The sequence below is a fragment of the Pseudomonas sp. AFG_SD02_1510_Pfu_092 genome (genome assembly GCF_003331055.1).
GTDB lineage: Bacteria > Pseudomonadota > Gammaproteobacteria > Pseudomonadales > Pseudomonadaceae > Aquipseudomonas.
This window is the reverse complement of the sequence record NZ_PUQD01000008.1, coordinates 67,932-83,704: the sequence shown is the minus strand read 5'-3', so window position 1 is coordinate 83,704 and position 15,773 is coordinate 67,932. Positions and strand designations below refer to the sequence as shown.

General features: G+C 62.0%; 19 protein-coding genes, 2 tRNA genes and 3 pseudogenes. 14 read left to right on the top strand and 10 right to left on the bottom strand.

Annotated elements, in window-relative coordinates; all coding sequences use genetic code 11:
- From modC to csrA, 3 genes are all read left to right on the top strand, one after another.
- The gene (modC, locus tag C6A77_RS06075) at positions 1 to 1,092 is read left to right on the top strand and encodes a molybdenum ABC transporter ATP-binding protein (protein WP_114168513.1); all 1,092 of its coding nucleotides are present in this window, start codon (positions 1 to 3) and stop codon (positions 1,090 to 1,092) included.
- A gap of 57 nt (positions 1,093 to 1,149) precedes the next feature.
- Positions 1,150 to 2,172 (top strand): DNA topoisomerase IB, encoded by a 1,023-nt coding sequence (locus C6A77_RS06070; RefSeq protein WP_114168511.1) that lies wholly within the window; start codon positions 1,150 to 1,152, stop codon positions 2,170 to 2,172.
- Between the two features lie 253 nt (positions 2,173 to 2,425).
- Positions 2,426 to 2,623 (top strand): carbon storage regulator CsrA, encoded by a 198-nt coding sequence (gene csrA, locus C6A77_RS06065; protein ID WP_004375914.1) that lies wholly within the window; start codon positions 2,426 to 2,428, stop codon positions 2,621 to 2,623.
- Positions 2,624 to 2,644: 21 nt separating this feature from the next.
- On the opposite strand, the gene C6A77_RS06060 is transcribed toward csrA, so the two are convergent.
- The 4 genes and pseudogenes from C6A77_RS06060 to C6A77_RS06045 form a co-directional block, all read right to left on the bottom strand.
- Positions 2,645 to 2,998, bottom strand: coding sequence for a response regulator (locus C6A77_RS06060; RefSeq protein ID WP_114168509.1), 354 nt, complete (start codon positions 2,996 to 2,998; stop codon positions 2,645 to 2,647).
- A gap of 12 nt (positions 2,999 to 3,010) precedes the next feature.
- Positions 3,011 to 4,456, bottom strand: a complete 1,446-nt coding sequence (locus tag C6A77_RS06055; protein ID WP_114168506.1) for an ATPase domain-containing protein — start codon at positions 4,454 to 4,456, stop codon at positions 3,011 to 3,013.
- A gap of 6 nt (positions 4,457 to 4,462) precedes the next feature.
- Entirely contained in the window at positions 4,463 to 5,623 is a 1,161-nt protein-coding gene (locus C6A77_RS06050; RefSeq protein ID WP_114168504.1) for a PAS domain-containing sensor histidine kinase, read from the bottom strand.
- 83 nt (positions 5,624 to 5,706) lie between these two features.
- Positions 5,707 to 5,983: pseudogene (locus C6A77_RS06045) on the bottom strand (hypothetical protein).
- A 193-nt stretch (positions 5,984 to 6,176) separates the two neighbouring features.
- Here C6A77_RS06045 and C6A77_RS06040 point away from each other — a divergent pair.
- Both C6A77_RS06040 and C6A77_RS06035 read left to right on the top strand, forming a co-directional pair.
- Positions 6,177 to 6,261 (top strand) — tRNA-Leu (locus tag C6A77_RS06040).
- 103 nt (positions 6,262 to 6,364) lie between these two features.
- A complete protein-coding gene (locus C6A77_RS06035) occupies positions 6,365 to 6,778 on the top strand; it encodes a DoxX family protein (RefSeq protein WP_114168502.1) in 414 nt (137 codons plus the stop codon).
- Between the two features lies 1 nt (position 6,779).
- Here the strand turns inward: C6A77_RS06035 and C6A77_RS06030 are convergent, their stop codons facing one another.
- Positions 6,780 to 6,977 (bottom strand): hypothetical protein, encoded by a 198-nt coding sequence (locus C6A77_RS06030; RefSeq protein WP_114168500.1) that lies wholly within the window; start codon positions 6,975 to 6,977, stop codon positions 6,780 to 6,782.
- A 262-nt stretch (positions 6,978 to 7,239) separates the two neighbouring features.
- Here C6A77_RS06030 and C6A77_RS06025 point away from each other — a divergent pair, with 262 nt between their 5' ends.
- The 5 genes and pseudogenes from C6A77_RS06025 to C6A77_RS06005 form a co-directional block, all read left to right on the top strand.
- On the top strand, positions 7,240 to 7,914 hold the full coding sequence (locus C6A77_RS06025; protein ID WP_114168498.1) for a polysaccharide lyase family 7 protein: 675 nt from the start codon (positions 7,240 to 7,242) through the stop codon (positions 7,912 to 7,914).
- A 233-nt stretch (positions 7,915 to 8,147) separates the two neighbouring features.
- The gene (adhP, locus tag C6A77_RS06020) at positions 8,148 to 9,158 is read left to right on the top strand and encodes an alcohol dehydrogenase AdhP (protein WP_114168496.1); all 1,011 of its coding nucleotides are present in this window, start codon (positions 8,148 to 8,150) and stop codon (positions 9,156 to 9,158) included.
- Between the two features lie 168 nt (positions 9,159 to 9,326).
- Complete coding sequence (locus C6A77_RS06015) at positions 9,327 to 9,554, top strand: hypothetical protein (protein WP_114168605.1); 228 nt, start codon at positions 9,327 to 9,329, stop codon at positions 9,552 to 9,554.
- On the top strand, positions 9,551 to 9,787 hold the full coding sequence (locus C6A77_RS06010; RefSeq protein WP_114168494.1) for a hypothetical protein: 237 nt from the start codon (positions 9,551 to 9,553) through the stop codon (positions 9,785 to 9,787). The genes C6A77_RS06015 and C6A77_RS06010 overlap by 4 nt, the downstream gene beginning before the upstream one ends.
- A 24-nt stretch (positions 9,788 to 9,811) precedes the next feature.
- Positions 9,812 to 9,955 (top strand): annotated as a pseudogene (locus C6A77_RS06005) (DUF159 family protein); the annotation flags it as partial.
- 51 nt (positions 9,956 to 10,006) lie between these two features.
- Here the strand turns inward: C6A77_RS06005 and C6A77_RS06000 are convergent.
- The 3 genes from C6A77_RS06000 to C6A77_RS25785 form a co-directional block, all read right to left on the bottom strand.
- A complete protein-coding gene (locus C6A77_RS06000) occupies positions 10,007 to 10,699 on the bottom strand; it encodes a YetF domain-containing protein (protein ID WP_114168492.1) in 693 nt (230 codons plus the stop codon).
- Between the two features lie 98 nt (positions 10,700 to 10,797).
- Positions 10,798 to 11,187: an NUDIX domain-containing protein gene (locus C6A77_RS05995; protein ID WP_114168603.1), complete on the bottom strand. Its 390-nt coding sequence runs from the start codon at positions 11,185 to 11,187 to the stop codon at positions 10,798 to 10,800.
- 47 nt (positions 11,188 to 11,234) lie between these two features.
- Entirely contained in the window at positions 11,235 to 11,477 is a 243-nt protein-coding gene (locus C6A77_RS25785) for a hypothetical protein (protein WP_178082376.1), read from the bottom strand.
- Positions 11,478 to 11,616: 139 nt separating this feature from the next.
- On the opposite strand from C6A77_RS25785, the pseudogene C6A77_RS25910 reads away from it, so the two are divergent.
- Positions 11,617 to 11,845: pseudogene (locus tag C6A77_RS25910) on the top strand (SOS response-associated peptidase family protein); the annotation flags it as partial.
- 107 nt (positions 11,846 to 11,952) lie between these two features.
- Here the strand turns inward: C6A77_RS25910 and C6A77_RS05980 are convergent.
- Both C6A77_RS05980 and sohB read right to left on the bottom strand, forming a co-directional pair.
- Positions 11,953 to 12,026 (bottom strand) — tRNA-Cys (locus tag C6A77_RS05980).
- A 154-nt stretch (positions 12,027 to 12,180) separates the two neighbouring features.
- Entirely contained in the window at positions 12,181 to 13,206 is a 1,026-nt protein-coding gene (gene sohB, locus C6A77_RS05975) for a protease SohB (protein WP_114168490.1), read from the bottom strand.
- 197 nt (positions 13,207 to 13,403) lie between these two features.
- Here sohB and C6A77_RS05970 point away from each other — a divergent pair, with 197 nt between their 5' ends.
- The 3 genes from C6A77_RS05970 to C6A77_RS05960 all read left to right on the top strand — a co-directional run bounded on the left by C6A77_RS05970 (position 13,404) and on the right by C6A77_RS05960 (position 15,759).
- Complete coding sequence (locus C6A77_RS05970; RefSeq protein WP_114168488.1) at positions 13,404 to 14,114, top strand: histidine phosphatase family protein; 711 nt, start codon at positions 13,404 to 13,406, stop codon at positions 14,112 to 14,114.
- A 56-nt stretch (positions 14,115 to 14,170) separates the two neighbouring features.
- Positions 14,171 to 14,488: an SCP2 sterol-binding domain-containing protein gene (locus C6A77_RS05965; protein ID WP_003257405.1), complete on the top strand. Its 318-nt coding sequence runs from the start codon at positions 14,171 to 14,173 to the stop codon at positions 14,486 to 14,488.
- Between the two features lie 203 nt (positions 14,489 to 14,691).
- Positions 14,692 to 15,759 carry a phosphotransferase family protein gene (locus C6A77_RS05960; protein WP_114168486.1) on the top strand — a complete coding sequence of 356 codons (1,068 nt, stop codon included), beginning with the start codon at positions 14,692 to 14,694 and terminating at the stop codon, positions 15,757 to 15,759.
- Positions 15,760 to 15,773: the final 14 nt, after the last annotated feature.

Sequence of the window (15,773 nt, the reverse complement as noted above, 5' to 3'; positions counted from 1 at the left end):
ATGAACAGATCGATTGTGGCCCGCCTGCAACTGGCGCGTGACGACTTTACCCTGGACGTCGACCTGCACCTGCCCGGGCGCGGCATCAGCGCGCTGTTCGGCCACTCCGGTTCTGGCAAGACCAGCTGCCTGCGTTGCCTGGCCGGGCTGGAACGGGCCACCAGCGCCTACATCGAAGTCAACGGCGAAGTCTGGGAGGACAGCGCCAGCGGCAGCTTTCTCGCGCCACACCTGCGTCCGGTGGGCTACGTATTCCAGGAGCCCAGCCTGTTCGCTCACTTGTCGGTACGCGGCAACCTGGAGTTCGGCTGGCGCCGGGTGGCCGCTGCCCAGCGTAAGGTCAGCCTCGACCAGGCCTGCCAGCTGTTGGGCATCGGCCACCTGCTGGCGCGCCGGCCCGCGACCCTGTCCGGCGGCGAAGCGCAGCGGGTCGGCATCGCCCGCGCCCTGCTCAGCAGCCCGCGCCTGCTGTTGATGGACGAGCCGCTGGCCGCGCTGGACGGGCCGCGCAAGCGCGAGATCCTGCCCTACCTGGAACGCCTGCACGGCGAACTGAACATCCCCGTTGTATATGTCAGCCACGCCCAGGACGAAGTGGCGCGCCTGGCCGACCACCTGGTGTTGCTGGAGCAAGGCCAGGCGATCGCCAGCGGCCCGATCGGCGAAACCCTGGCGCGCCTCGATCTGTCGCTGGCCCAGGGCGAGGATGCCGGTGTGGTGCTGGAGGGCACGGTGGTGGGCCACGACCCGCACTACGAACTGCTCGACCTGCGCCTGCCCGGCAACGATGGGCCGCTGCTGCGCATCGCCCACCCGCCCCAGGCGACGGGCAGCCGCCTGCGGGTCAAGGTGCAGGCCAGGGATGTCAGCCTGGCCCTGACAGCCGACAGCACGTCGAGCATTCTCAACCGCCTGCCTGTGCGTGTGCGCGCCAGCCGCCCGGCCGCCAACCCGGCGCAGGTGCTGGTCAGCCTGGATGCCGGCGGCAATGCCTTGCTCGCGCGCATCACACGGTTCTCGGCAGACCAGCTCGGCCTGCACCCAGGCCAGGTCCTGTTTGCCCAGATCAAGTCGGTGGCCTTGCTCGGCTGAGCATCTGCCGCTTGGCTGCTGTCCATTGATCAGTCCACTGATCGAGGCCTGCCCGCCATGCTCGACTGCCCCCTGCCGCGCACTCTGCACTATGTCGACGACAGCCAGCCGGGCCTGACCCGGCGGCGCTGGCGCGGCCGCTTCATCTATCTGGACACCGACGGCCAGCGTGTGCGCGACAGTGACACCCTGGCACGCATCGCCGCCCTGGTGATCCCCCCGGCCTATACCGATGTGTGGATCTGCGCCGACCCGCAGGGCCACCTGCAAGCGACAGGTCGCGATGCCCGGGGCCGCAAGCAATACCGCTACCATGCGCAGTGGCGCGAAGTACGCGACCAGCACAAGTACGGGCGCATGCTGGCGTTTGCCCAGGCGCTGCCGAAGCTGCGCGCGCAACTGCAAGCCCACCTTGCGCGGCCAGGCCTGGACCGGGAAAAGGTGATGGCGCTGGTGATCAGCCTGCTGGACCACACCTTGATCCGGATCGGCAACCAGCGCTATCTGCGCGACAACCAGTCCTATGGCCTGACCACCCTGCGCAACCGCCATGTCGAGGTGAAGGGCAGCAACATCCGTTTCCAGTTCCGCGGCAAGCGCGGCGTCGAACACCAGGTCAGTCTCAACGACCGGCGCCTGGCCAACCTGCTCAAGCGCTGCATGGAGCTGCCGGGGCAGGCGCTGTTCCAGTACCTGGATGAGAACGGCCAGCGCCACAGCGTCGGCTCCAGCGAGGTCAACCAGTTTCTGCAACAGCTGACCGGCGCCGACTTCACGGCCAAGGACTACCGCACCTGGGCCGGTAGCAGCCTGGCCCTGCACCTGCTCAAGCCGCTGGCCTGGGAGCCCGAGAGCGAAGCCAAACGCCAGGTCGCCGCCATCGTCCGCCAGGTCGCCACACGCCTGGGCAATACCCCGGCAGTGTGCCGGCGCTGTTACATTCACCCGGCAGTACTTGAACACTATGCCCTGGGGCGCCTGGCAAACTTGCCGAAAAGCCGTATACGCAAAGGGCTGGACCGCGAAGAAGTGGCCTTGCTGTTATTTCTTCAGGCACTTGAGGAACAGGACGACCATTGACCCGGTCTATTCAACCCATGATGCGAAGAAATTTCCCATTGGCCACCAAGCCCCCTATTCTTGCCACCGAGCACCTTGGCCGACAAACCGCTGGCGGTTTGCTTCGGCACCTGCAACTGAAGACACGCAACAGAATTTGTCTGTCGGGGAATTACTATCCGCCGAAAGCGTCTTTAATGAGAAGGAAGAGGGACACGCTCCCGCCGCCGTGGCAACTAGCCCGACGGACTTTTACATCACCAAGGAGAACTACATGCTGATACTCACCCGCAAGGTTGGCGAAAGCATCGTCATCAACGATGACATCAAAGTCACCATTCTGGGCGTCAAGGGTATGCAGGTGAGGATCGGTATCGATGCACCGAAAGATGTTCAGGTCCATCGGGAAGAGATCTTCAAGCGTATCCAGGCCGGCAGCCCAGCCCCGGAAAAGCACGACGACTCGCACTGAACAACTTGATCGCCCCGCGCCTCAGGTGCCGAGCAGTTCGCGCACCTTGGCGATCATGCAGTCCATGTCAAACGGTTTGTCGAACACGGCGGCGAACAGTTCCGGGCATCCCTGGTTGGCCTGCGCGCCACTCATGAGGATGACCGGCAACCCGCTCAAGGCCGGGTCTTCACGCATCGAGCGCACCAGCTCCTCACCGTTGAGCAACGGCATCATGTAGTCGGTGATGACCAGCTGAACACGCTTTTCCTTCAGCGCCTCCAGCGCCTTGCAACCGTTGCTCGCCTTTTCCACCAGAAACCCTTCGTCCTCCAGGGCAAACCCGAGGATGTCGGCGATCAGGTACTCGTCATCGACGATCAGGATGGTGTTCATCGGCCCGCCCCGTTACCCGCTCGCCTGCGGCACCGGCGTCCCCGAAAGCACGCCGCTGGCGCCTTCGAACGCCTTGCGCAGGGTAATGCCGTGCGGCCGGATCAGCAGCTCGTGCAAGGCAGGGTCATGGTGGCTGTCACGCACCTTGAGGATCGACAGCATGCGCCGCAGCTGTGAATCCAGCTCGACGAAGCGCATCAGCATCAGGTTGTCGACGATGCTCGACAGGTCCGGGGCCGGGGCGGTGATTTCGGCGCCGAAGATGTCGCGCATTTCCCAGGTCAGCATCACGCTGACGTCGCGCGCACGCAGTTCGCCGGCCAGGGCGCGGAAAAACGCGTTGAGCCGTGCCGGGTCGATGGCCAGGCGGCTGAATGCCCCCAGGCTGTCGATCAGCACGCGCTTGCTGCCCTGCGCCTCGACCCGTTCGAGCAGGCGCGCCCCCACCTGGTCCAGCAGGCCCTCGGTGGTCGGCTGCCAGCACAGCTGCAAGCTGCCGCGCTGTTCCATCGCGGCAAAATCGTGCCCCAGCGAGGCGGCCTTGATGCGCAGGCGTTCCGGCGTTTCGTAGAAGCCGAAATGCAGCCCCGGCGCCTGCGGGCTGCTGGCAGCGAGAAACGCCAGGCCCAACGACGTCTTGCCAATACCCGAGGGCCCGATCAGCAGGCTGACCGAACCCACGGGCAGGCCACCACCGAGCATTTCGTCCAGGTTCGCCACCCCGCTGCTGACCCGTTCCAGGGTGGCGCTACCGGCCTGGCTGGGGTGGCTGAACAGCGATTCCAGGCGTGGGTAGACATGCATGCCGCTTCCATCGATGAGGCATTCATGGCGCCCGGTCAATGCCGCACTACCGCGCGTCTTGCGTAGCTGGATATGGCGTACGGCACGGCTGCCGTACAGTTGCTCGCCCAGTTCGATCACGCCGTCGACCATGGTGTGCTCGGGGCTGCCTTCTTCCAGCCGGGCGCTGGTCAGCAGCAGCACGGTGCAGCCGGCGAAGGCCGCGTGGCCCTGCAGCTCGGAGACGAATTTCTTGGTATCCAGCGCTGTTTCCGCACGCACCCGGGCATTGAGCACGCCATCGACGATCAGCAGGCTGGCCTGCTGGCGGACGATTTCCTGGCGCAGCAGGCGCACCACGGCGTCCAGGCCTTCCTGCTCGAGGGCGTCGAAGGCGCTGACGAACTGGATGGCGTCGCCGACCAGCGTCGGGTCGAAGAACTCCAGGGTCGCCAGGTACTGGAACAGCCGCTCGTGCGACTCGCTGAGCAAGGTCGCCACCAGCACGCGACCGCCGCCGCGCACATGGCTGCAGGCCAGCTGGTTGGCGAGGATGGTCTTGCCGGCCCCCGGCGGCCCCTGAATGATGTAGGACGCGCCGGCCACCAGGCCACCCTGGAGCAACGCATCAAGCCCTTCGATCCCCGTCACCAGCCGCCTTAGTTGCTGTGCCATGGTGTTCTACCTGTCGAGTTGGCTTTCCGTTCGGGCCTGATAGATGGGCAAGTAAAGTTGCATGCAGGTTCCCCGACCCACTTCACTTTCCACGTGAATGGCACCGCCGCTCTGCCTGGCAAAGCCATACACCTGACTCAGGCCCAGGCCGGTACCCTTGCCGAACGGTTTGGTGGTGAAGAACGGCTCGAAGATGCGCGGCAGTATCGCTGCGGCAATACCCTCGCCGCTGTCCTCCACCTCGAAACGCACGAATCCGCCGTGCAACCCTTCTACCTCGCCGGCCAGCTCCACCCCATCGACTGTCAGGCTGATCCGGCCCGGCCCGGCGATGGCATCGCGGGCATTGAACAGCAGGTTGAGCAGCACCATCTGCAGTTGCCCGGCATCCACCTCGATCAACGGCAGGTCCGGTTGCAGCAGCACCTGGAGGTCGATCGAATCCGGCAGGGCATGCTCCAGCAGACCATGGGTGGCGGCAACCACGTTCGCCGGGGCGATACAGGCCACATCGAGCTTGCGGTGGCGGGCAAAACTCAGCAACTGCTGGGTCAGCTCGGTGCCGCGCTGCCCGGCGTCGAGAATGTGCTGCAGCATGCGCTGGGCACGTGCCGGGTCCTGGGTGGTCAGCGCCAGGCGCGCCGAGCTGATGATGATGGTCAGCATGTTGTTGAAGTCATGCGCCAGGCCCCCGGTCAACTGGCCGAGGGCTTCGAGCTTCTGCGCCTGGAACAGCTGGGCGCGCATCGCGTCCAGTTGCAACGCCGACTCGCGCCGGTCGGTGATGTCCCGGGTCACCTTGGCCAGGCCGACGATCCGGCCCTGTTCATCGCGGATCACATCCAGTGCGGCCAAGGCCCAGAACTGGGTACCGTCCTTGCGAACGCGCCAGCCTTCATGCTGCGCCACGCCCTGCTCCAGCGCCTGGCGCAGCAAGCGTTCCGGCAGGCCTTCGATGCAATCCTGCGGGGTGAAGAACAACGAGAAATGCTGGCCGATCACTTCATCGGCACGGTAGCCCTTGATCCGTTGCGCCCCGGAATTCCATGACACTACATGGCCAGACGGGTCGAGCATGTAGATGGCGTAATCCACCACCGACTGAACCAGCTGCTCATAGCGCAGGGCCGACATGACCGGGTGGTCGGGGCTATCAGTTGAAACCATGCGAACTCCACCGCTACGGCAAGGAAAAATGCACTCCGCCGAGCGTGCGCACGGGCGAGCACCCAGTCGGGTGGCTGGCGAGGTCAACGCTCAGGCTCAACCACCCGCGGGGCTTATGCGCCGCGGCATCGCCAACTTCAGCAGCCACAGGCTGGCCAACAGGATCAGCGCGCCACCGGCCAGGGCCATCAGGCGCTGCGGCTGAGCGTGTTCGGCATCGAACCCCAGCAGCAGCAGGTAACCGCCCAGGCTGATCAGGCTGAAGTAGAGGAAGCCAACCAGTATGACCATCTGTACGAACAACAGTTGCCAGAACAGTCGCAAGTAGATGCCGTGCGCGCAAGCAGAGGATAGAGTCATCGCCATACACTCATCCGGGGGGCAACAGTGGCGTAATGACAGCAAGGTGTCAATTGCCCATTGGATCGACCCTTCATTCTGTTGATGATAGGTGCTGCGGTTGACTCAACTATAACGATGGGTTATAAAGCGCGCTTGATTGCGAAGCCCTTCTGCTTAGAAGCGAGCCGGTCTTAGCGACCCCTTCAAGCGTGCGAGTGTGGTGGAATTGGTATACACAGCAGACTTAAAATCTGTCGGCGTGAGCCTTGCGGGTTCGAGTCCCGCCACTCGCACCAAACTTCCCGAAAAGGCGCCCTTGCGGCGCCTTTTTGCTGCCCGTCAGCAATCCCTGATGCAGCTGCTAGAGTGGAGCATGTACCCGCCCACTGGAGCGCCGCCATGCGCTATTCCCTGTTCGAAGGTCAACGCGACATCATTCTGCTGATTGCCCGCGTGCTGCTGGTGATCCTGTTCGTCCTGTCTGGCTGGGGCAAGCTTACCGGGTTCGAGGGCACGGTCGGCTACATGACCTCGCTCGGCGCCCCTGCGCCGATGCTGGCAGCAGCCGTTGCGGTGCTCATGGAGCTGGTCGTCGGCATCCTGCTGATCCTCGGCTTCTACACCCGGCCACTGGCCTTCCTGCTGGCCTTGTTCGTGCTCGGCACGGCGCTGCTGGGCCACCCGTTCTGGAACATGGTCGACCCTGAGCGCAGCGCCAACATGACCCAGTTTCTGAAAAACCTCAGCATCATGGGCGGCATGCTGGCGCTGGCCGTGAGTGGCCCCGGGCGTTTTTCGCTGGACGGGCGCTGACTCAGTCGTCGTCGCAGTCGTCGAACCAGGCTGGGTGATCGCGCTCCTCGTCATCGAGGTCATCCAGCGTTTCTTCGTCTTCCTCTACCTCGTCCTCGGCGCCCTGGGCATCCGCTTCGGGCTGCACATCGTCGTAGAGGAATTCATGGTCAAGCAGGTGATCGTGCTCGGGTTCGTGCAGGTCGTCTTCGTCTTGCATGCTGGCTCCTGGGCGGGTGGCAGGCCTGTATAGGCCGATCGGCTGCGCAGGTCAATGCGTCAGCGCTCGTTAATGCCGGGTTAACCGGCCGAGGGCAGCCTGCAGGCTCTCCCTTCAAACGTTGCTTGCCCGCCTTCATGGCGGGCTTTTTTATGCGCGCCATTCGCCCTCGGTCCATTGCGGTGAAATTTCACTGAACCACGCCCATGCTGGCCACCCTCGCAAATGATGCAGGACCTGTCGTTTTTCAAGGAGAACATCCATGACTGTAAACATCGACAACCTCATCATCACCACCCCCGTTGCAAAATCCGCGACCAACCCGCTAGCCCTGGAGCTGACCGGCGCCCAGGCACTGGCCACACTGCCCGAAGTGGTTACCCGCCTGAGTGATGGCTCGGTGCGCCTGAGCGCACCGACCAAGGGCGCCGCCAGCAAAAGTACCCACCGCACCCGCTGCGAATGGAAAGAGCCTGCCTATTGGGCACTGAACAGCGCCGCGCGGCACCGCAACCACCAGACAATGACGCTGCAGAAGGTCAACCTGGCGCAGAAAGTGGTGATTGCCCAGCTGCACGTCAAAGACGATGACAGCCCTCCGATCAAGGTGTTCTGGAACAAGGCCAGAATCACCGTCGGTTTCCGTACCGAATTCAACCAGCTCAGCACTTCCAGCAGTACGGTACTGACCGACGTCCCGCTGGGTGCTCGCTTCGACGTCATCATCGAGGTGACCGGGGCCGGCGCGTGCACGGTCAGCGCCAGCTGCAACGGCCGCACGGGCACGACTTCGGGACTTCAGCTCAGCCCCAGCTGGGCCACGCGTACACTGAAGTTCCATGGTGGGGTGTACAACCAGGTGGACTTTACCGATGACACACCCGCCACGGACGGCTCGGTGTGCGTCATCAGCCAGCTGGCGCTAAGCCACTCATGACACCCTCATGACCTGAGCTTCACGAAATGATGACATCCGGGTGGGCACACTGGCCCTGCTCCGTATGTTCTTGCAGCCCGCCGCATTCTTGCCGCGGGCTTTTCTTTTTGTGCCAAGCGCCTGGTAAGCGCCCTGCCCCGCACCATGACCTGAAGCAGTTTTGCCCCAGCACACAGGGGCTATGCTAACCCGGCGATAACTCAAGCTCATTCGCTCAGGACATGGAGGCTCGTATGAAAGCTGCTGTTGTTGCACCAGGCCGTCGCGTGGCTGTGGTGGAGAAAACCCTGCGCCCGCTCGAGCACGGTGAAGCGCTGCTGAAGATGCAATGCTGCGGTGTGTGCCACACCGACCTGCACGTGAAAAATGGGGACTTCGGTGACAAGACCGGAGTCGTGCTAGGCCATGAAGGCATTGGCGTGGTTCAGCAAGTAGGGCCAGGCGTCACCTCGCTCAAGCCCGGCGACCGTGCCAGCGTGGCCTGGTTCTACCAGGGCTGCGGGCATTGCGAGTATTGCACCAGCGGCAACGAAACCCTGTGCCGCGAGGTCAAGAACGCCGGCTACAGCGTGGATGGCGGCATGGCCGAGGCCTGCATCGTCAAGGCCGACTACTCGGTGAAAGTGCCTGACGGGCTCGACTCCGCTGCCGCCAGCAGCATTACCTGCGCCGGCGTGACCACCTACAAGGCGGTGAAGATCGCCAACATCCGCCCCGGCCAGTGGATCGCCATCTATGGCCTTGGCGGCCTCGGCAACCTGGCCCTGCAATATGCCAGGAACGTGTTCAACGCCAAGGTCATCGCCATCGACGTCAACGAAGAGCAGCTGCGCTTCGCCAGCGAGATGGGCGCCGACCTGGTGATCAACCCGAGCACCGAGGACGCCGCGAAGGTTATCCAGGCCAAGACCGGTGGTGCCCATGCCGCCGTGGTTACCGCCGTCGCAAAGGCTGCGTTCAACTCGGCTGTCGATGCCTTGCGCGCCGGCGGGCGGCTGGTTGCTGTCGGGCTGCCCTCGGAAGCCATGAACCTGAATATTCCCCGCCTGGTGCTGGACGGTATCGAAGTGATCGGCTCGCTGGTCGGCACCCGGCAGGACCTGCAGGAGGCGTTCCAGTTTGCCGCAGAAGGGAAAGTGGTGCCGAAGGTCACCCTGCGGCCTATCGAAGATATCAACCAGATCTTCGAAGAAATGCTCGAGGGCAAGATCAAAGGGCGGATGGTGATCCAGTTCGAAAGTTGATGGCGCGAGTACGCTGCCGACAAGCGCAGAGGTCAAAAATGCTTTTCACTTCCTGATAAAACGAACCAACGGGCGCGCGCTGTGCTCTAGTAGTGGTAAGCGCCCCAGCTCATGCTCGGCGAGCAGCCTGGCATGAGTTGGCACCCGGTTTGAATGGGAGTGGACAACATGACGGAAGAAGAAGCAAAAGATGTTCTTGAGCGCATCGAGTACGAACTTGGCCTTCATCAACCGCACAGCGCGACGCGCATCGTCATCCACGACCTCGGTTTATGGGCTCGCCTGGAAACAGCCAGCGGCGGCGCAACCGGCTTGATCAATGGCGGCACATTGTTCGGCTGGCCGGTATTGCTGGAGCCGAAATGCGATGCTTCCTACACGGTGTTGTCCATATGAGCATTCGCAGCCTGGCGAAGAACCTGCCGGCCGATCCGGATAAGGCCGGCTGGGTGCTCGGTTGGGGCGTCCTTAGAGACCGCTACCCGTGGCACTTCGTCGATGTCTTTGCCGACCAGACCACCGCCAGGGCCGAAGCGCAGCGCCGCGGTGCGGGTTACGTTGTGGAATTCGGCTCGCACCGTTTGGGGTCGGATGAGTTCGTGTGCGGGGTGACCCCGCCTGAAGGCTAGCGCTCTGGGGCTGGAGGGCAAGGCATGTGTGGAAGGTTGAGCCAGTACCGCGGCATCCATGACTTCGTCGCAACCTTGAGCCTGCCCGACGCCTGGAGACACAACATCGGCGAGCAGCCATTGGGGCAATACAACATCGCGCCGACTATCCCTGTGTGCGTGCTTCAGTAACAAGCAGATCATAAGGTGAACACGAACAAACCTTTGCAGGGCGCTGGATCAACGATTACGCAGGGTATCTAGAGCTGGAGACCAAATGTTGTGCCCACATCGAGTGCAAGAGACTGAATCCTGCGCCGCGTGGTAAGTCGGGAATCCGCAGTTCACGCAGCAGTAGAGGCCCGCAGTCGGTGGTGATGCAAACTCTGACCGATGTTCTTCAGGCAGTACCGACAGGCCAGGCCGAGTGTCTTCAGCATCGTAAAAGTAAACGCTGAGATCCCCATCGGTTTCCAACAGGCCAAGACGGACCTGGCCCAAGTGCTCCACACCTTGCTGACGAAGCTCCATGAACAGCTCATTAGAGGAAATGTTCAGGTTCCGCAGAGAATGAACTTCGTACATCCCATCCTTCACCACCGTGATGGGCAGGCCATCGATCCAGGCCTCGCAGGTTTTGCTTCGCCTCATGACATAGATGGTGCCGCGATAGAGCAGCAGTAGAGTGAGGAAAACGAGCGCGACCGGGAGCAGGGGCACATCTTCGTAAAAGGTCACATCGCCGGCTGCAGAACCTAGGGTCAGGATGACTACGAGCTCGAAGCGGGAGAGCTGTTTGATTCCACGTCGCCCACTGAACTTCAAAAAAAAGAAAACGGCAAGGAATGCGGCAGAAACTCGTAGGGCAACCTCGAGAAGGAAGGTCAGGGGAAATTCGCCTATCAGCATCCGTTGCAAATCAAATGTGACCATTTTCCATTCCATTTTTCCGTTATTGATAGCGCGGCGGGAAGGCTGCTTCCCAGAAGGCCTTCCTGGTTCATTGTAGGAACCCGTGAGAACAAAAGAGATCAATTCCGGTCGCGATCGGCCACGAAGCCTTCCCGCCTGAGCAGCTCTAGATGGGTCGATTTAACGGATAGCTGCGTCAGATCATCAACGCTGAACCAACGGCACTCGACGATTTCATGAGAAGGGCTGGGCGCCGCTGACTGGCTAACAACCATTCGGTAGAGCCAATGCTCTTCTTCGTTGAGAATGTGGTGACCCAGGAACTGGGCGTCGGTGAGTTGCAGGCAGGTCTCTTCGTGCAGTTCGCGGCTCGCAGCCTCGAACTGGGTTTCCCCTGTATCAATTTTCCCACCTGGTAATGACCACTCAGCTGCCTCTTTTCGTACAAGGAGGATCTTGCTCTCCTGTAGGCAAATGACTGTAGCGTGTAGTTCTCGTGCTTGGTTCATCATGGCTCCTCCTCCATGCATGGAAGGCCTTGCCAGCGCGCCAAAGTTCATGCGAGGCGTTGAACGGTTTTGGCATTTTGCTGCCCTTTACGAACGGCTGCTTTCGACCCGTTGCTGCCGGTGAGCCGAACAGCGATCTTTGTGGGAGCGGGCGCGCCCGCGAAGAATTCAACGCGGAGCCTGGCACCGGCTGCGCCGGTGTTCGCGGGCGCGCCCGCTCCCACAGAGTACGCGTCGCGCACACGAAACCAGTTATTTTCCAGCGTCTGCAATGGATCGGAAGCAGCCATTCACGACCAGCAACTAACGCCCCTGGCCGCCGTGCGCATCGAGCGGCTCAAGCTGCCTCTTTATCCTCAATCAGCGCCCACAACCTAACCGCCTCGGCAAAATTCAGCATGCCGGCCAATTGGCCCGCATCACAGCTGATCGATTCGCGTCGAGATCATTCGCCCAGTAGGCGATGGGTTGAGCGTCGATCGAGTCAAATGGGATGGTCGCCTTCGGCGGAGAACGGGTAGCGCCCCGTTCCGATCTATGCTCGGGCCGAGCCTGCAAATGGTTGGTTTGAATGGTCCCTGACCCATCAGACCCGAAACGAAAGCAGCCCTACTACATCGCCAGCGCTGACGAGGGCGCACTTTTCTTCGCTGCGCTACCGTGGGCTGATGCGGAAACGATGCCCGATTACGCGGAAATTATCGGTGCTTCTGGAACCATAAAGAAAAAGCCCCGCAGACGTTAATCTGCGGGGCTTTCGAATGGTGGAGGCCGAGGTCGGAATCGAACCGGCGTAGACGGATTTGCAATCCGGAGCATAACCACTTTGCTACTCGGCCTCAAAATTCGGATCTAGCAGCTTGCGCTTCGCTATCTCCTTGAAACGCTGAACCTTTTTCAAAGTTTGCTGCGTTTCGATGGGCGCCATTATGTCTTCATTCGTTTAACCTTGCAACCCCCTGAACGAAAAAAAATTTCAACGGGTTCAAGGTGTTAGCGCAGGCGGCCGAGTTTACTCCACAAGCCCACCACGGTGTTCTCGACCGCGCCGCTGGCCGCCACGCCGATTCGCTCCTGCAGGCTCTTGCGTTCGGCATAGTGCAAGTGGAACAGGTTGGCATTGCGCGCGCGTTCGCTCAGGTACTCGTCGCTGGTCTGCAACTCGTCCACCAGCTGGCGGTTGAGTGCCGCGACACCCAGCCAGACTTCGCCGGTGGCCACTTCATCGATATGCAGCTGCGGGCGATAGCGGGCGACGAAATCCTTGAACAGCTGGTGGGTGATGTCCAGGTCTTCCTGGAACTTCTCCCGGCCCTTCTCGGTGTTCTCGCCGAACACGGTCAGGGTGCGCTTGTACTCGCCGGCGGTCAGCACCTCGAAATCGATATCGTGCTTTTTCAGCAGGCGGTTGACGTTGGGCAACTGCGCCACCACGCCGATGGAGCCCAGCACGGCGAAGGGTGCGCTGACGATCCTGTCACCGATACAGGCCATCATGTAACCGCCGCTGGCGGCCACCTTGTCGATGCACACGGTCAACGGGATGCCGGCCTGGCGAATGCGCGCCAGTTGCGATGCGGCCAGGCCGTAGCTGTGTACCAGGCCGCCGCCGCTTTCAAGGCGCAGCACCACCTCGTCACGCGGGGTGGCGAGGGTCAGCAGCGCGGTGATTTCGTTGCGCAGGCTTTCGGTGGCAGACGCCTTGATGTCGCCATCGAAGTCCAGCACGAACACCCGGCCCTTGTCCTCGGTCTTGCCCTTGCCTTTCTTCTGCTGTTTATCCGCCTTGGCCTGCTGCTTGCGCAAGGCCTTGAGCTGGGCCTTGTCGAGCAGGCCGGACTCCAGCCGCTCACGCAGGTCCTTGTAGAACTCGTTCAGGCGGGTGACCTGCAATTGCCCACCCGATTTGCGCCGCCCTTTGCCGCGCAGCCCGGCGATGGCCGACAGCACCACCAGAATGGCGATGACCAGGGTGGCGGTTTTGGCGAGAAAGCTTGCGTATTCAGCAAGAAACTCCACGTTGACTCCTTAAAGACCTGCGCCACTACGGCGCGTAACTGAAGCAAGCATACCGTTGCGCCCAACGTGCTGCCAGCCGTGGTAAACGCTGGCAACACCTTTCAAACAACCTTTTCAAACGCTTGTATGTTTTTTCGTTGACAGCCTGTGTGGCGCATCCTAACCTCGCAGCAACCTCCAACAGGCCGGAACCTTTCGTGGGCAACCTCTACCTGATCCGACATGGCCAAGCCTCCTTCGGCGCCGATGACTACGACGTCCTCTCGCCTGTGGGCGAACGCCAGAGCCAGGCCCTGGGTGAGCATCTGGCACAACTGGGGGTACGGCTGGACCGCTGCGTGGCAGGCGACCTGCGCCGCCAGCAGGATACCGCGCGCCTGGCGCTGCACGTACTGCAGGCCAATGGCTGCGCGGTGCCGGCAATTGAGACCGACGCAGCGTTCAACGAGTTCGATGCCGACGGTGTGATCCGTGCCCTGTTGCCCGGCTTGCTGCCGCAAGAGCCCGACGCCCTGCACATCCTGCGCAATGGCGCGCAGCACCGCAGCGAGTTTCAGCGCCTGTTCGCGCTGATGGTGCAGCGCTGGCACGACGGCGAACATGCCGACGATGGCCTGGAGACCTGGCAAGCGTTCACCGCTCGCGTGCAAGGCGGCCTGCAGCGGGTACTCGATGCTGCCGGTAGCGGTGACAATATCGCCATCTTCACCTCGGGTGGCACCATTGCCGCCCTGCTCCACCTGGTTACCCGTATTACCCCCAGCCAGGCGTTTACGCTGAACTGGCAGATCATCAACACGTCGCTCAGCCAGCTGAAGTTTCGCGGTCGCGACGTGGCACTGGCCTCCTTCAACAGCCAGGCCCATGTGCAGCTGTTGAAGGCGCCGGAGCTTGTCACCTATCGATGAGCCCGGCTTGTTGTGTCCCTGCGGGGACGTGTAAATCACTCTATAAGGAATGCGCCATGACCTCCGTAGCTGATGCCGTCAAAAAGATGCAAGAGAAGTTCAACCCATCCGCTGCCGCCGGCCTGGACCTGGTGTTCGGCTTCAACATCACTGACGAAGACAAGCACTATGCGCTGATCGTCAAGGACGGCACCTGCGACCTGCAGGAAGGCGAAAACCCGGATGCCAACTGCACCCTGGTAATGGACAGCGAAACCCTGAAAGGCATCGTCAGCGGTGAAACCGACGGCATGCAGGCATTCATGGGCGGCAAGCTGCGCGTCGAAGGCGACATGATGCTGTCGATGAAGCTCAGCGAGCTGTTCCCGTCCTGAGGGCCGGGCATACCGGATGATCGAAAGACCGAAGCCTGACCGGCTTCGGTTTTTTTTTGCTCGCGCGAAAGCCGCCAGGCGCTATCAGAGCGGTTGATCGGGCAGCAACACCCTCACCTATTAGGCACCTGGCACGCTTGTTCCAGCCTCGGCTGGCCATTAGATTAGCCAATAGTCCTTGCGATCGAGAATAAGGAATACGCATGACGCTCACCGACCAGTCCACCCAGGTACGCCCCGGCGAAGAACTCGACGCGGCCGTCATCGACCCTTACCTCAAGGCCCATATCCCTGGCCTGAATGGCCTGCCGAGCATCAGCCAGTTCCCCGGCGGCGCCTCTAACCTCACCTACCTGGTCAGCTACCCGGGCCGCGATTTCGTGCTGCGCCGCCCACCGTTCGGCCAGAAGGCCAAGTCGGCCCACGACATGGGCCGCGAGTTTCGCATCCTCAACCAGCTGAACAGCGGCTTCCCCTACTGCCCCAAAGCCTACGTGCACTGCACCGACAGCAGCCTGATCGGCGGCGAGTTCTACGTGATGGAACGAGTCAAGGGCATCATTCTGCGTTCGGACATACCCGCCGAACTGGACCTTGACGCCAGCCGTACCGAGGCCCTGTGCAAAAGCTTCATCGACCGCCTGGTCGAGCTGCACCAGGTGGACTACACCGCCTGCGGCCTGGCCGACCTGGGCAAACCGGAAGGTTACGTGCAGCGCCAGATCGAGGGCTGGACCAGCCGCTACGAAAAGGCCCTGACGCCGGACGCCCCACGCTGGCAGCAGGTAACCGCCTGGCTGCACGAGAAAATGCCTGCCGACCACCCGCGACCCGCCATCGTGCACAACGACTACCGGTTCGACAACGTGATCCTCGATGCCGACAACCCCATGCGCATCATCGGCGTACTGGATTGGGAAATGACCACCCTCGGCGACCCGCTGATGGACCTGGGCAACAGCCTGGCCTACTGGATCGAGGCCGACGACCCGGCACCGGTGCAACTGATGCGGCGCCAGCCAAGCAATGCGCCGGGCATGCTGACCCGCCGCCAGTTCGTCGACTACTACGCCGAACGCGCCGGCATCCGCCTGGACAACTTCGATTACTACTATTGCTATGGCCTGTTCCGCCTGGCCGGCATCGTCCAGCAGATCTACTACCGCTATTACCACGGCCAGACCCAGGACAAGCGCTTCGCCCAGTTCATCCACATGAACCGCTTGCTGGAGCAGATGACCCTGCAGGTCATTGCCAAGTCCAGCCTCTGAGCACCGACCTCGAC

Coding starts and splice junctions, on each gene's coding strand:
- C6A77_RS06060 (WP_114168509.1), bottom strand. CDS start 2,998: ATGAACACCATCCTGATCGTCGATGACGAGTACCTGATCGCCGACATC.
- C6A77_RS06000 (WP_114168492.1), bottom strand. CDS start 10,699: ATGGTCACATTTGATTTGCAACGGATGCTGATAGGCGAATTTCCCCTG.
- C6A77_RS06030 (WP_114168500.1), bottom strand. CDS start 6,977: ATGCAAGACGAAGACGACCTGCACGAACCCGAGCACGATCACCTGCTT.
- C6A77_RS06015 (WP_114168605.1), top strand. CDS start 9,327: ATGACGGAAGAAGAAGCAAAAGATGTTCTTGAGCGCATCGAGTACGAA.
- csrA (WP_004375914.1), top strand. CDS start 2,426: ATGCTGATACTCACCCGCAAGGTTGGCGAAAGCATCGTCATCAACGAT.
- C6A77_RS05960 (WP_114168486.1), top strand. CDS start 14,692: ATGACGCTCACCGACCAGTCCACCCAGGTACGCCCCGGCGAAGAACTC.
- adhP (WP_114168496.1), top strand. CDS start 8,148: ATGAAAGCTGCTGTTGTTGCACCAGGCCGTCGCGTGGCTGTGGTGGAG.
- C6A77_RS06070 (WP_114168511.1), top strand. CDS start 1,150: ATGCTCGACTGCCCCCTGCCGCGCACTCTGCACTATGTCGACGACAGC.
- C6A77_RS05965 (WP_003257405.1), top strand. CDS start 14,171: ATGACCTCCGTAGCTGATGCCGTCAAAAAGATGCAAGAGAAGTTCAAC.
- C6A77_RS06025 (WP_114168498.1), top strand. CDS start 7,240: ATGACTGTAAACATCGACAACCTCATCATCACCACCCCCGTTGCAAAA.
- C6A77_RS06050 (WP_114168504.1), bottom strand. CDS start 5,623: ATGGTTTCAACTGATAGCCCCGACCACCCGGTCATGTCGGCCCTGCGC.
- C6A77_RS06055 (WP_114168506.1), bottom strand. CDS start 4,456: ATGGCACAGCAACTAAGGCGGCTGGTGACGGGGATCGAAGGGCTTGAT.
- C6A77_RS05995 (WP_114168603.1), bottom strand. CDS start 11,187: ATGAACCAAGCACGAGAACTACACGCTACAGTCATTTGCCTACAGGAG.
- C6A77_RS25785 (WP_178082376.1), bottom strand. CDS start 11,477: ATGGCTGCTTCCGATCCATTGCAGACGCTGGAAAATAACTGGTTTCGT.
- modC (WP_114168513.1), top strand. CDS start 1: ATGAACAGATCGATTGTGGCCCGCCTGCAACTGGCGCGTGACGACTTT.
- C6A77_RS06010 (WP_114168494.1), top strand. CDS start 9,551: ATGAGCATTCGCAGCCTGGCGAAGAACCTGCCGGCCGATCCGGATAAG.
- C6A77_RS06035 (WP_114168502.1), top strand. CDS start 6,365: ATGCGCTATTCCCTGTTCGAAGGTCAACGCGACATCATTCTGCTGATT.